Raw genomic sequence first — 13,247 nt, 5'->3', positions numbered from 1 at the left:
GGTGGTGCCTCTCGTTGAGGAGCGTGTGGGCACGGGGGCACCAGGGGAACCAGCGGAGGATTGTTAGCTGTGGGCAACAGAAGACGTGTCGCCGAGCGCAAGAGCAAGAAGCCGAAGCCGGCCGTCCTCGGCGGAGTGATCGCCGTGGTCGTCGCCGGCGGGGCGTTCGGCGCCTACGGCCTGTACGGCGGTGACGCGGCGGCCGAGGGCAGGACGTCGACGGCCGCCGACCAGAAGGCCGTGAAGACCGGCCCGCTGTCGGCCACCGAGGTGACCACCGCGGCCACCAAGTTCCTCACCGCCTGGCAGAGCGGGGCGGTCGCGACGGCCGCCGCCGCCACGGACGACTCGGCCGCCGCGAAGACCCTGCTGACCGGCTACACCAAGGACGCCCACATCACCGGCGTGACCCTGACGAGCGGCACGCGGTCGGGGGCCGTCGTCCCGTTCTCCGTCAAGGGCACCGTCACCTACAAGGGCACCAGCAAGCCGCTCTCGTACGAGTCGAAGCTGACGGTCGTACGACGGGCCAAGGACGGTGTTCCGCTGGTGAGCTGGAAGCCGTCCGTCGTGCACCCGGACCTCCAGGACGGCGACAAGCTGGTCACCGGCGAGTCCGGTACGCCCCCGATCACGGCCCTCGACAAGCACGGCGGCGAGCTGACCACGGCCAAGTACCCGTCCCTGGGCACGGTGTTGGACGGGCTGCGCGAGAAGTACGGCAAGACGGCGGGCGGCAAGGCGGGCATCGAGCTCCAGGTGATCCGCAAGGCGGCGGCGAAGGGCGAGGAGAAGACCCCCGACAAGTCGCTGCTGACGCTCAGCAAGGGCACGCCGGGGACCGTGAAGACGACGCTCAGCCCGACCCTCCAGGCCGCCGCCGAGAAGGAAGTGGCCAAGAAGGCCAAGTCGTCGGTGGTCCTGATGGTCCCGTCGACCGGCGAGATCCTCGCGGTCGCCAACCAGAGCCACGGCTTCAACACCGCCTTCCAGGGCTCCCTCGCCCCCGGCTCCACGATGAAGGTCATCACGGCGTCGCTGCTCATCGACCAGGACCTCGCCTCGGCCGACAAGCAGCACGTGTGCCCCAAGACGTTCACGTACGGCCACTGGAAGTTCCACAACGACGACGACTTCGAGATCAAGAACGGCACGTTCAAGGCGAGCTTCGCGCGCTCCTGCAACACGGCCTTCATCAGCCAGGCCCCCGAGCTGGAGAACGACAGCCTCACCAAGCAGGCCCAGCAGGTCTTCGGCCTCGGCATGAACAACTGGGTCATCGGCGTGCCGTCCTTCGACGGCGCGGTGCCCGTGCAGTCCGCGGCGCAGATGGCGGCCTCGCTGATCGGCCAGGGCGGGGTCCGCATGAACCCGCTGAACATGGCCTCGGTCGCCTCCACGGTGGCGGCGGGTGTGTTCCACCAGCCGTACCTGGTGGCGCCGTCGGTGGACGACCGCAAGCTGGCCACGGCTTCCCGCACCCTGTCGGCGGACACCCTCTCCCAGCTCCGCGAACTCATGCAGTACACCGCCGCGTACGGCACCGCCGCCGAGGCGATGTCCGGCCTCGGCCCCGACTACGGCGCGAAGACCGGCTCCGCCGAGGTAGACGGCCAGGACAAGCCCAACGGCTGGTTCACCGCGTACAAGGGCGACTTGGCAGCAGCGGGGGTCGTACAGCAGGGCGGGCACGGGGGCGACACGGCGGGGCCGATCGTGGCGGCGCTGCTCAAGGCCGCGAGTTAGGCGTCGTCGTGGCTGTGGGTGGCCGAGGTCCGCTCCCTGGAACTCGGTCGCATGCCCCGTACACCGACCGCTACCGGGATTCCTTCGCAGTGCATCTGGCTTCAGCCCGATGGTGAAGCGAATCCGAGGGTTGCGAGGCGGAGCGTCGCGAGGGCCGGTCCCGGCGGAGCCAGGCGACGCTCACACCGGCCGGTTCTGCTGCTCGATGTACTGCCTGACCACGGAGAGTGGGGCGCCACCGACGGTTCCGGCGAAGTAGGAGCCGGACCAGAGTTTGTTGGCCCGCCAGTAGTGGCGTACCAGGTCGGGGAACTCCTGGCGCAGACGGCGGGAGGACACGCCCTTGAGTGAGTTGACGAGCTTGGTCACGGCGATTTTGGGCGGGAAGTTCACCTGGAGGTGGACGTGGTTGTCCCTGCCGTTGAACTCCACCAGCTCGCACTCGAAGTCCGCGCACACCGACCGCATGATCTCCTCCAGCCGCGCCAGATGGGCATCGGTGAACACTTCATGCTGGAACTTGGTCACGAAGACCAAGTGGACATGCATCACGAAAACACAGTGCCGACCAGTTCTGATCTTCCGATTCTCGCCCATAACCCAAGTATGTAGCGTGGCTGCCATGCAGCTTCGGTACAGCTTCCGCCTGTACCCGGACATCGCCCAGGCAGCGGCTCTGGCGAGGGCGTTCGGGTGCGCCCGCGTCGTATTCAACGACGCCGTGCGCGCCCGTGAAGACGCCCGCCAGGCGGGCGGGGCATTCCCGAAGGCGGCCGAGCTGTCCAGGAAGCTGATCACCGAGGCGAAACAGACCGACGCACGATCCTGGCTCGGCGAGGTCTCCTCGGTGGTGCTCCAGCAGTCCCTGCGCGACGTGGAGGCCGCCTACAGAAACTTCTTCGCCTCCCTCAAGGGCGAACGCAAGGGCCCGAAGACCGGCGCTCCCCGGTTCAAGTCCCGCAAGGACAAGCGGCAGTCGATCCGCTTCACGGCCAATGCCCGCTGGTCGATCACCGATTCCGGGAGGCTGAGTCTGCCCAAGGTCGGCGCGGTGACAGTGAAGTGGTCCCGCACCCTGCCCGCACGGCCCTCCTCGGTCACCGTGATCAAGGACGCGGCCGGACGGTACTTCGCCTCCTTCGTCATCGACACCGACCCGCACGCCGACGCCGCACGGATGCCCGACACCGACCAGGCCATCGGCATCGACCTGGGCCTCACGCACTTCGCCGTCCTGTCCGACGGCACGAAGGTCGACTCCCCGCGGTTCCTGCGCCGCGCGGAGAAGAAACTGAAGAGAGCCCAGCGCGAACTGTCCCGCAAGCAGAAGGGGTCCAGGAACCGCGAGAAGGCCCGCCTCAAGGTCGCCCGCGCGCATGCACAAGTGGCCGACGCCCGCCGTGAGTTCCATCACCAGCTCTCCACCCGGCTGATCCGCGACAACCAAGCGATCGGTGTGGAGGACCTGGCGGTCAAAGGACTGGCGCGCACCAGGCTGGCGAAGAGTGTGCACGATGCGGGCTGGGCGCAGTTCGTGCACATGCTGGAGTACAAAGCGGTCAGGTACGGGCGGTCCCTGGTGAAGATCGGCCGGTTCACTCCGACCAGCCAGGTCTGCTCGGAGTGCGGGGCCAAGGACGGTCCCAAGCCCCTGCACATCCGGACCTGGACCTGTGCCGCCTGCGGTGCGGTCCATGACCGGGACCACAACGCCGCGAAAAACGTGAAAACGGCCGCCGGACTGGCGGTTACAGCCTGTGGAGCGCAGGTCAGACCAGGACTCGTCCTGGCACAGCGCAAGGAAACAGGAAGCCACGGATTCCCACCCGAACCCCGTGCCGCCTAGCGGCACAGCAACGGACGAGAAGGCCAAAATCCCCGGGCGTCAGCCCGAGGAGCATGTCAAGGTGCCTTTCATGACCACAGCCGAAGAGAACGCCGCCCACCCCCGCTTCGCCGAAGCCCTGCGCGAGCTGGGCCTCGACGACCTGATCCCGCAGGTCCGGCGCTTCCCGGACGCAACCCGCACCGCCGCCGAGGCCGCCGCAGCGATCGGCTGCGACCTCAGCCAGATCTGCAAGTCGCTGATCTTCGCGGCGGACGGCGTCCCGGTACTGGTCCTGATGGACGGCGCGTCCCGGGTCGATGTGGAGCTCGTACGGCGCGAGTTGGGCGCCGAGAAGGTGACGCGCGCGAAGGTGGACCTGGTGCGGGAGACGACGGGGTACGCGATCGGCGGCGTACCGCCCTTCGGGCACGCTTCCAAGACCCGTGTCCTGGCGGACCGTTCACTGCTCGACCACGAAACGGTGTGGGCCGCCGCGGGCACCCCGTACGCCGTCTTCCCGATGGACCCCAAGACCCTGATCGCCCACGCGGGCGGCACGCTGGTGGACGTGCGCGAGCAGACGCAGTGACCCCGCTGGTCACCGCGGCCGTCCTGCTCGCCGCGGTCACCCACGCGTGCTGGAACGCGATCGCGCACCGCATCACCGACAAGCTGGTCGGCTTCACGCTGATCGCGGGCGGCGGCATGCTGATCGGCCTTGTCATGGTGCCGTTCGTCGCGTTCCCGGCGCCCGGGGCGTGGCCGTACCTGTTCGCGTCGGCCGTGATCCACGTCGTGTACTACGTGCTGCTGATGCGGTCGTTCCGGCTCGGCGACTTCGGGCAGGCGTACCCGATCGCCCGCGGCACCGCTCCCCTCATCGTCACGGCACTCGCGGCGGTCTTCGCGCACGAGGTGCCCGACGGGTGGGCGGCGGCGGGGATCGCGTTGTCCTGCGCGGGGCTGACGGGTGTCGCGCTGTGGGGGCTGCGGGGGCGTCGGCCCAACTGGGCAGCGATCGGCGCGGCGTTGGCGACGGGGGTGTCGATCGCCGCGTACACCGTCGTGGACGGCCTCGGCGTGCGCGCCTCCGGCTCCTCGCTCGGCTACATCGCCTGGCTGATGGCCATCGAGGGCTTCGTGATCCCGGTGTACGCGCTGCACCACTGGCGCGGCGAACTCCTCACCGTCCTGCGCCCGTTCGCCGGGCTCGGCCTGCTCGGCGCGGCGCTCTCCGTAGCGGCGTACGGGCTGGTCCTGTGGGCCCAGACCCGGGCCGAACTCGCGCCCATCGCGGCCCTGCGCGAGTCCTCGATCATCGTCGGCGCGGCCATCGGGGCGATCTTCTTCAAGGAACGGTTCGGGGCGCCCCGGATCGCGGCGGCGGGGCTGCTGGTGGTGGGGATCGGGCTGATGTTGCACACGGGGTGAGCTGCGTCGACTCTGCCGGTCGCCGACGCCGTCCCACGCTTGCCCGCGCCCCGGCCGGCCCCGCCCGGCCCCGCCCGGCCCCGTCAGCCCGAGCACGGGACGGTCGCATCCCGTGGCCGAGCGGTGCAAACGGCAGGTGCCGGGAGAGCAATTAGGGGCCGCCGGTGTCGAGTTACGGTCAAGCCTGCTTGTGCTGTTGATCGAGTGCGCATACTTTCCGCGTCATGACCATGACACGAAGAGCGATCATCAAGGGCATGGCTGCCGCACCGTTCGTCGGAGCCGTCGGCAATCTCCTCTCCCCCGCAGCCGCCCATGCGGCCACGATCGCCGCCGGCCAGTTCGCCCTCACCAGCCGGTCCTCCAACAGCTACGGCGAGTTCAACGATCTGGCCGCCGGCTTGGCGACCAAGCTGACCAAGGTGGACGCGACCACCGTCATAGCCGACACCAACCGCAGTGCCACCCACCTCACCAGCGCCCCCAGTACAGTGCAGGCCTTCTCGACCGGTTTCGCCTGGGACAGCGACGACCAGACAGTCGACTACTGGATACCTCAGGGCGTCACCACCAGCGCGGATGCGTACGGCAACGGGCTCTACCCCGAGGGCGGAAGCAACAAGGTCGTCCTCGCCTCCTGGTACTTCGAGACCGACCCCGACAACGACGGCGTCGACGAGTACGCGCTCGACAAGGGCCTGCGGCTCACGTTCGTCGACAACAACACCCCGTCGGCACCGACGTACCGGCATGTGCTGCTGGTCGAGCCCGTCATGACCAGCACGGGCAAGTACTCCTTCAACCCCATCCGCAAACACGCGGGCGGCATCATGTGGTACGGCAACCTTCTCTATGTCGTCGACACCTACAAGGGACTCCGGGTGTTCGACCTGAACACCCTCTTCACGGTCGCCACCGCCGAGAAGGACGTGTGCGGTCTGCACACCGACGGGTCGTACCACGGCTACGGATACCAGTACGTCCTGCCGCAGAGCCACGCCTACGACAACGCGGGAACTTATCTGCGCTACACGGCGATCGGGCTCGACCGCGCCAGCACCCCCGACAGCCTGGTCGTGAGCGAGTACTCCTACTCCGGCACCGTCGACTACACGGACGGCACCTTCAACGGCACAGGCCCCGGCACCACCACGCCCAAGGTGGTCCGCTGGAACCTCGACCACACCGACCGGCAACCGGCCTCGCTCACCGCGACCGAAGCCGTCACCGTCAGCCAGCAGAAGATCCAGGGAGTCGTGTCCCGCAAAAGCAAGCACTATCTCGCGGTCAGCGCCGGCACCTCCACCAAGGGCACGCTGCGCACCTTCACCTCCGGCGACTCGACCGCAAGCACTGTGTGCGACCTGGCCATCGGTTGCGAGGACCTCAGCTACCACAGCAGCGGGGCGTCAGGCTGGGCCTACAGCGAGTCCGTGATCTGGAACGCCAGCGAATACGTCGGCAAGCGCTACGTCTACGCGGTCCACGCGGACGGCTCGTAGCCGCAGCAAGGCGATGCCGGCTGACACGCAGGAGCCACCGACCTCGACGGCTGACGCCGTAGGAGCCATCTCCCTGCGTGCAGGCGCCCGCGGACCAAAAGTCATGCCCTCGGCCCGGCGGCTTGCGGGTTTGACCACCACGGCCAGATGCGCTGCTAGGACTCGTCCGGGGGCAGGCTGCTCAGGTCCAGGACATCGGCTGCCGCCGGGGGCTGAATGTCCACCGGGTTGTTGAAATCGCTGAACTTCGTGACGCGGTGGGAGCGAGGGTCTTTGTAGTCGATCCTCAGTAGGTACGGCTTGCCCTCGGCGGCCACGTAGAAGGTATAGACGCCCCCCTTGAGTTCGTCGTCCGTCACTTTCACCGAGATGACCGGCTTGCCGTCAAGCTCGGTCGGGTCGGCCTTCGTCGCCTCGCCGAAGGAGGAGAACGGCCACGCGCAATCGACCAGGTCGTCTGCTCCCTTCGCCGCGCTCACGGGGCTCTTCAGCCAGGGGCTGTTCCGCATCGCGGGTACCGTCTTCCGCCCCCACATGTCGAGGTACACGTCGTTGGGGTGGATATAGTCCGTCTCGCCGATCCGGATCTGCTCCATCTCTGAACCGTGGGACGAGGTCGCCTTCAACGCGCACCGGCTCTTGAGATCGGTCGTCAGACGGCCGGAATACCGGTCGCCGCCCGAGGTGACATCCAATCCGATGGTCACCGACGTGAGCGCATTCATGGTGCGGTAGGCCTCGCCGAGCAGTTGGTCGGCGGAGCGTGTGTCAGTCGTGCCACCGTCGTCGGCACAGCCGACCGTGACGGCACCCATGAACAGGCACAGCGCAGCGGTGCTCGCCTTCGTTCGCACAATCCCCCCTGGTGTGTAGGGCGGCAGAGTACCGGAACGATGATCACCCCGCCCCGGGCCGCGGACGAGCGCGCCGACCTCACCTCAAGAGCCCGCGTCACCTGGTCTTGCGACCCCGGATCAGGCCACCAATCCAACGTCCCAGCCCCGAGAACGGCATCGATCGTCGTCGGCGCCACCATCGGGGCGATCTTCTTCAAGGAACGGTTCGGGGCACCCCGGATCGCGGCGGCAGGACTGCTGGTGGTGGGGATCGGGCTGATGCTGCACACGGGGTGAACCGCGTCGACGCTGCCGGTCGCCGACGCCGTCCCACGATTGCCGCGCCCGCCCCGGCCGAGGTCCGGTCCTAGACTCGCCCCATGGACAGGACCGACCGCGCCAGTCGGCTGATCGCCGCACCACCGGGGGCCGTCTACCGCGCCCTCCTAGACCGGGAGTCCCTCGAGGCCTGGTTGCCGCCGGACGGTATGCGCGGGCGGGTCGAGCGGTGGGATCCCCGGCCTGGTGGCGGGTTCCGGATGGTTCTCACCTATCTCGACCCCAGCGGCAGTCCCGGCAAGACCTCGGACGCGACGGATGTCGTCGATGTCGCCTTCGCCGACCTGGTGGCATCGGAACGCGTGGTGACGCGGGCGGTGTTCGAGGCCGACGACCCGGCGTACGCGGGCACCATGACGATGACCTGGCACCTCTCCGCCGCCGGTGACGGGACCGAGGTGACCGTCACGGCCACGGACGTGCCGCCCGGTATAGACCAGGCGGCACACGAGGCCGGGATCGCCTCCTCGCTGGCCAACCTGGCGGCGTACGTCGAAGCCCCAACCCCGGGGCTCAGCGCGCCGTAGCCGCCCGCACCGCCCCTACCAACGCCTGCGCCCGCGCATCCGCCGTCACGCTCTTGCGGAAGCCGTTCGTCACATACCCGAAGGCGATCCCGGACTCGGGGTCGGCGAAGCCGAGGGCGCCGCCCCGGCCGGGGTGGCCGAAGGAGCCGCCGCCAAGCAGTGGGGACGCGCTGCCGTGCAGCATGTACCCGAGTCCGAAGCGGGTGCTGACGACCAGGACGCGGTCGGGGCCTGCGGAGTGTTCCGTGCGGGCCGCCGAGACGGTGGCCGGCGAGAACAGCCGCACCCCGTCCACCTCCCCGATCAGCGAGGCGTAGAAGCGCGCGAGGCCCTCCGCCGTGGCGATCCCGTTGGAGGCGGGGAGGACGGCCGCCCGGTACGCGGCGTCGTTCTCGTCCGGCAGCGGAGTGATCGCGGCGAAGGCGCGGCGGGTCAGCGAGGAGGGATCCGCGTACGCCTCGGAGACCGACCGCTTGGGCCGGGTCCGCAGACCGCCCGCCGCGGACGGGGCCTCGATCTGTCCGACCTTCCCCACGCGCCCCGCCACCGCGTCCGGCAGCCCGACCCACAGGTCGAGGCCCAGCGGCCGGGAGATCTCGTCGGCGATCCAGTCACCGATCGAGCGCCCGGTCACCCGCCGCACCAGCTCCCCCGTCAGCCAGCTGTACGTCTGCGCGTGGTACCCGTGGTCCGCGCCCGGCTCCCACACGGGCGCCTGCGCGGCCACCGCAGCGGCCCCGAGACCGGGATCCGCCGCCTCGGCCGGCGTCAGCGGGCGGTCGAGGACGGGTACGCCGGCCCGGTGCGCGAGGACATGCCGTACGAGCGTCCGTTCCTTGCCCCGCGCCTTGAACTCCGGCCAGTACGCGCCGACCGGGGCGTCGAGGTCCAGCTGACCGCGCTCGGCCAGCATGAGCAGTACGGCGGCGGCCACGCCCTTCGTCGCCGAGCGCATGATCTGCGCGGTGCCCCGCTCCCAGGGCTCGGTGCCGTCGACGTCCCGCGTGCCGCCCCACAGGTCGACGACCTTGTGCCCGTCGCGGTACACGGCGACAGCGGCACCCCGGTCCCCGAGCACCTCGAAGTTCGCTGCGAACGCCTCCCTGACCGGCTCGAAGCCCTCGGCCACTGTGCCGTTCACGTCCACGCCCGTACTCCCTGTCGCCGCACACCTGCCAACAGTGCGTGCAACACGCACGTAGAGGTCGCGATTCCCAGACCTGTCCAGCCGATCACGGCGGAGACGCGAGGTGGCCGTGACATCCCCCGCTCGCCGGTGCTCAGGCCCGGCTCTCTGCGCCGATGTACGACTTGGTGGCGTCGGTGATGAAGTCGCGGCTGCTGTCGGATTCGAGGGCCTGGGCCTGGAGGTGGTCGTACATCACGCTGTAGTGCTGCACGTCGAATGGTTTCTCCAGGTAGAGATCGCTGGTGAAGCGTTCCAGGTGCACCACTGCCTCGGGGCTGTCGGCGAACCTCAGGATGCAGAACCGTCCTCCGAGGCCCGGATGAGCGCCCACGGTGTACGGGAGGACCTGCACGGTGATGTGGGGCTCCGCGCCGAGTGTGTTCAGGTGCTCCAGTTGTTCGCGCATGATGTCCGGGCCGCCGACGACGCGGCGCAGTGCCGATTCGTCCACGATGGCCCAAAGGCGCAGGGGGCGGGCCGGGTCGTAGATCCGGTGCTGACGGCGTAGCCGCACCTTGAGGCGGGTGGCGGCCTGTTCGGTAGTGAGCAGAGGGATCGTTTCCGCAATGACGGCGTGGGCGTAGGCGGGGGTCTGCAGCAGGTCGGGGATCACCATGGGCTCGTATGCGTGGACGGTGGCGGCGTCCGCCTCCAGGCCGACATAGACGCTCTGGGGAATGTCGCCGTAGACGTTCCACCAGCCCTGCTGGCCGGATTCCTTGGCCATCCGCATGAGTGAGTCGATGACCTGCTGGTCCGTCACTCCGTAGATCGCGCACAGATCGCGCACATCGCGGGGGCTGGCGGTGCGGCGGCCGTTCTCCATGTGACTGATCTTGGGCTGGGAAACCATGAGCCGCTCGGCCGCTTCTGTGCTCTTCAGCCCGCTGGCCTGACGGAGCCGGCGGAGTTCGGCTCCCAGGCGGCGCTTTCTGACCGTGGGATTACTGTTCGCCGCCACGGCGGTCCACCTCCGGCTCCAAGTCATCGTGCTGACCCGGAGATTGCCATGGAACGAAGCTTGTTGATCATCCGCCATGCCGTCTTCTTCGCAGCGCTCCAAAAACGGACCGTGCCCATGCCACGCCTCACCCGCGGATCCACCCCGAACTGGCGCGACACCTGAACCTCGAACGGCAAATGCCAGCGTAAGAGTCCTTTTCAGCTGCCTGTGATCAGGACGGTATGGCGCGTGACAAGCAAGCCTTGCCCCGTGGCAACCTGCGGCCCAGCACAGCGACTTGGAACCGGAGGTATGGCGCGCGTGGCGGCGAAATCCAATTCCGCAGAGCCAGGGCACGGCCCCGCGGCCGCGACCATGCCCAGAACGGAGGTGTTGCGGGCGTACCGGTTCGCCCTGGACCCCTCCGACGCCGAGCGTGCCGCCCTGTCCCGCTACGCCGGCGCTTGCCGGTGGGCCTACAACTACGCCCTGGCCAAGAAGACCCAGGCCCACCAGGCATGGGCCGATCGCCGGACCGCCTACCTCGAGGCGGGGCTGAGTGAAGCCGAGGCGAAGCAGCGGATCAAGGCCGACGGCGCCGAGCTCACCGACCGCATCAAGGTGTGGGACCACCACCGCAAGAACCTCACGCTCACCATCGCCGGCAAGCCGCCGCTGCCCGAGATGCAGCCCCCGGCCGGGCAGGAGACCCTCGTCCACCGGCTGGTCGCCGTCCGCGCGGACGCCGCCGAAACCACCCGTGAACGCGAGCTCCTGGCCGAAGCCCGTGCCACGGTGAACGCGCTCAAGACCAAGGCGTTCAGTGCCGGTTTCCGCACACCGACCGCCACCGACACCAGCGCCCTGTGGCGGGTGGAACGGGATCTGCCCAAGGAGCAGCGCGGCAGCCCCTGGTGGAGGGAGGTCAACGTGTACTGCTTCACCTCCGGCTTCGACCGCGCCCAGGTCGCCTGGAACCACTGGCAGGACTCGCTCGCCGGCCGCCACGCCGGTCAGCGCCACGGATACCCCCGCTTCAAGAAGAAGGGCCACGCAGAATCGTTCACTCTCTTCCATGACGTGAAGAGGCCGATCATCCGCCTGGAGGGCTACCGGCGCCTGGTGATGCCAGGCCTGGGCAGCATCCGCATCCACAACTCCGGCAAGCGCCTCGCGCTGCTCGTGGACGGCGGGCAGGCCGTCATCCAGTCCGTGACCGTCACCCGCGGCGGCCACCGCTGGTACGCCTCCGTGCTGGCCAAGGTGCAGCAGAACGTGCCCATGCTGTGGGAGCACGTCCACGACGACGGCACCCGCACCCCGTACCTGAGCCGCACCCCGGCCGAGGAAGCCGCCGAGAACGGCGGACGCGTCGAGCGGATCGGCCGCCCCACCGCCCGCCAGCGCGCCGGCGGGCTCGTCGGCGTCGACCTCGGCTCCCACTACCTGGCCGCCCTGTCCAGCCCCCTCGACCCGGCCGACCCCGCCACCGCCCTCGTACAGCACCCCCCTCTGCTTGCCGACAGCCTGGCCAAGCTGTCGAAGGCCCAGCGTGCGATGTCCCGTTGTCAACAGGGGTCGGGGCGATGGAGGAAGGCCACCGCCCGGGTCTCCCGCGTCCACCAGCAGATCACCGTGCGACGCGCCTCGTACCTGCACGGCCTGTCCAAGAAGCTCGCCACCGGATTCACGCACGTGGCGATCGAAGACCTGGACCTCACAACCAACCGGCACCTCCTGGACGCCGGTCTGGGCAACCTGCGCAAGAAGCTCGCGTACAAGACCGCCTGGTACGGCTCGCAGCTCGTCGTCCTCGACCAGGGCGAGCCCGTCACCAGCACCTGCGCGAAGTGCAAGAAGCGAAACCCGAGCTCCGACCCTTCGTGCAGCACGTTCCACTGCCCCTCGTGCGGTGCGGTCGTACACCGGCACCAGAACAGCACCGCGAACATCGTCGACGCGGCGCACAGACAGCTCGAGACGGTCGCCTCCGATAGGGGGGAGACCCAAAACGCTCGCCGAGCCCCCGGAAGTCCCAGAGCCCGCAAGGCTCCCGGGCAGGGGGCGTAGAAGCGAGAAGACACCGGCTGACGCCGGTGCCACCCCCGGGGAGCGATCCCCGGGCGTCCCACAACAGCAACACAACCAACGGACGATCCGTGTTCTGGCAGACCGACAGTTGCACCACGATGCTTCGGACGAGTGCCTCTCACGCACTCACCGTCGCGAAGAAACACGCACTCCCCGTCGTGAAGAAAGAGGTACTCCCAATCGCGAAGAAACAGGTACTTGCAGGGCGCCGCTGCTTCCGCCACCGTGATCGGCCGGACAGGTCCTAGCCCAGCAGGATCGTGACCTCGATGTTGCCGCGGGTGGCGTTGGAGTACGGGCAGACGTCGTGGGCCTCGTCCACGAGCTTGGCGGCGACGTCCTGGTCGACGACGGGGAGCGAGACGCTCAGGGCGACCGCGAGGCCGTATCCGCGCCGCTTGTTGGGGCCGATGCCGACCTTCGCGGCGACCGTGGAGCCGGAGAGGTCGAAGCCGGAGCGGCGGCCCACCATCACCAGCGCGTTGTGGAAGCAGGCGCTGTAGCCGGCCGCGAACAGCTGCTCCGGGTTCGTGCCGTTGCCGTCCCCGCCGAGAGCCGGCGGCATCGCGACCTTCAGTTCGAGCTGGCCGTCCTGACTGGTGACATAGCCGTCCCGGCCGCCGTGGGCGGTGGCCTCTGCGACGTACATGATCTTCGTCGGGCGGGTGTCGACAGCGGTGCCGTCGATCATGGCGGGACCTCCCCCGGGGCGGGCGGCACAAGTGTGCAAGTGCATCCCGCTCAAGGTATCGACTGACACGCGACACCTTGTTACCAGGGGGTAGAAACCGCGGGTAACCCGAGGTCGGCGCAGG

At 68.9% G+C, this 13,247-nt stretch carries 12 protein-coding genes and 1 pseudogene; 8 read left to right on the top strand and 5 right to left on the bottom strand.

What is annotated here, in order from left to right; all coding sequences use genetic code 11:
• The first annotated feature begins 69 nt into the window (after positions 1–69).
• The gene (locus OG246_RS12890) at positions 70–1,746 is read left to right on the top strand and encodes a penicillin-binding transpeptidase domain-containing protein (protein ID WP_266460300.1); all 1,677 of its coding nucleotides are present in this window, start codon (positions 70–72) and stop codon (positions 1,744–1,746) included.
• A gap of 180 nt (positions 1,747–1,926) precedes the next feature.
• On the opposite strand, the gene tnpA is transcribed toward OG246_RS12890, so the two are convergent.
• Positions 1,927–2,343 (bottom strand): IS200/IS605 family transposase, encoded by a 417-nt coding sequence (gene tnpA / locus OG246_RS12885; protein ID WP_266460298.1) that lies wholly within the window; start codon positions 2,341–2,343, stop codon positions 1,927–1,929.
• A 25-nt stretch (positions 2,344–2,368) separates the two neighbouring features.
• On the opposite strand from tnpA, the gene OG246_RS12880 reads away from it, so the two are divergent.
• From OG246_RS12880 to OG246_RS12865, 4 genes are all read left to right on the top strand, one after another.
• On the top strand, positions 2,369–3,592 hold the full coding sequence (locus tag OG246_RS12880) for an RNA-guided endonuclease TnpB family protein (RefSeq protein WP_266460296.1): 1,224 nt from the start codon (positions 2,369–2,371) through the stop codon (positions 3,590–3,592).
• A gap of 70 nt (positions 3,593–3,662) precedes the next feature.
• Complete coding sequence (locus tag OG246_RS12875; protein WP_266460294.1) at positions 3,663–4,163, top strand: YbaK/EbsC family protein; 501 nt, start codon at positions 3,663–3,665, stop codon at positions 4,161–4,163.
• The gene (locus OG246_RS12870) at positions 4,160–5,005 is read left to right on the top strand and encodes a DMT family transporter (RefSeq protein ID WP_266460291.1); all 846 of its coding nucleotides are present in this window, start codon (positions 4,160–4,162) and stop codon (positions 5,003–5,005) included. Before OG246_RS12875 ends, OG246_RS12870 begins: the two co-directional genes overlap by 4 nt.
• A 224-nt stretch (positions 5,006–5,229) precedes the next feature.
• The gene (locus OG246_RS12865) at positions 5,230–6,507 is read left to right on the top strand and encodes a hypothetical protein (RefSeq protein ID WP_266460289.1); all 1,278 of its coding nucleotides are present in this window, start codon (positions 5,230–5,232) and stop codon (positions 6,505–6,507) included.
• A gap of 155 nt (positions 6,508–6,662) precedes the next feature.
• Here OG246_RS12865 and OG246_RS12860 read toward each other — a convergent pair whose 3' ends face one another.
• Positions 6,663–7,322, bottom strand: a complete 660-nt coding sequence (locus OG246_RS12860) for a hypothetical protein (RefSeq protein ID WP_266460287.1) — start codon at positions 7,320–7,322, stop codon at positions 6,663–6,665.
• A 171-nt stretch (positions 7,323–7,493) separates the two neighbouring features.
• On the opposite strand from OG246_RS12860, the pseudogene OG246_RS12855 reads away from it, so the two are divergent.
• Together OG246_RS12855 and OG246_RS12850 are read left to right on the top strand one after the other, a co-directional pair.
• Positions 7,494–7,640, top strand: a pseudogene (locus OG246_RS12855) (EamA family transporter); the annotation flags it as partial.
• A gap of 83 nt (positions 7,641–7,723) precedes the next feature.
• Positions 7,724–8,209 (top strand): SRPBCC family protein, encoded by a 486-nt coding sequence (locus tag OG246_RS12850; RefSeq protein ID WP_266460285.1) that lies wholly within the window; start codon positions 7,724–7,726, stop codon positions 8,207–8,209.
• Here the strand turns inward: OG246_RS12850 and OG246_RS12845 are convergent.
• Both OG246_RS12845 and OG246_RS12840 read right to left on the bottom strand, forming a co-directional pair.
• Positions 8,196–9,356 (bottom strand): serine hydrolase domain-containing protein, encoded by a 1,161-nt coding sequence (locus OG246_RS12845; protein ID WP_266460283.1) that lies wholly within the window; start codon positions 9,354–9,356, stop codon positions 8,196–8,198. The genes OG246_RS12850 and OG246_RS12845 overlap by 14 nt on opposite strands.
• Positions 9,357–9,489: 133 nt before the next feature.
• Positions 9,490–10,359 (bottom strand): helix-turn-helix transcriptional regulator, encoded by an 870-nt coding sequence (locus OG246_RS12840; RefSeq protein WP_266460280.1) that lies wholly within the window; start codon positions 10,357–10,359, stop codon positions 9,490–9,492.
• A 357-nt stretch (positions 10,360–10,716) separates the two neighbouring features.
• On the opposite strand from OG246_RS12840, the gene OG246_RS12835 reads away from it, so the two are divergent.
• Positions 10,717–12,411 (top strand): RNA-guided endonuclease TnpB family protein, encoded by a 1,695-nt coding sequence (locus tag OG246_RS12835; RefSeq protein ID WP_266460278.1) that lies wholly within the window; start codon positions 10,717–10,719, stop codon positions 12,409–12,411.
• A 265-nt stretch (positions 12,412–12,676) separates the two neighbouring features.
• Here the strand turns inward: OG246_RS12835 and OG246_RS12830 are convergent, their stop codons facing one another.
• Positions 12,677–13,123 carry an organic hydroperoxide resistance protein gene (locus tag OG246_RS12830; RefSeq protein ID WP_266460275.1) on the bottom strand — a complete coding sequence of 149 codons (447 nt, stop codon included), beginning with the start codon at positions 13,121–13,123 and terminating at the stop codon, positions 12,677–12,679.
• Between the last annotated feature and the right edge of the window lie 124 nt (positions 13,124–13,247).

Origin of the sequence: Streptomyces sp. NBC_00620, from assembly GCF_026341825.1 — a bacterium.
In the GTDB taxonomy this organism is placed as follows: domain Bacteria; phylum Actinomycetota; class Actinomycetes; order Streptomycetales; family Streptomycetaceae; genus Streptomyces.
Note: the sequence above shows the minus strand (reverse complement) of the source record. Positions and strands in the feature narration are given on the sequence as shown.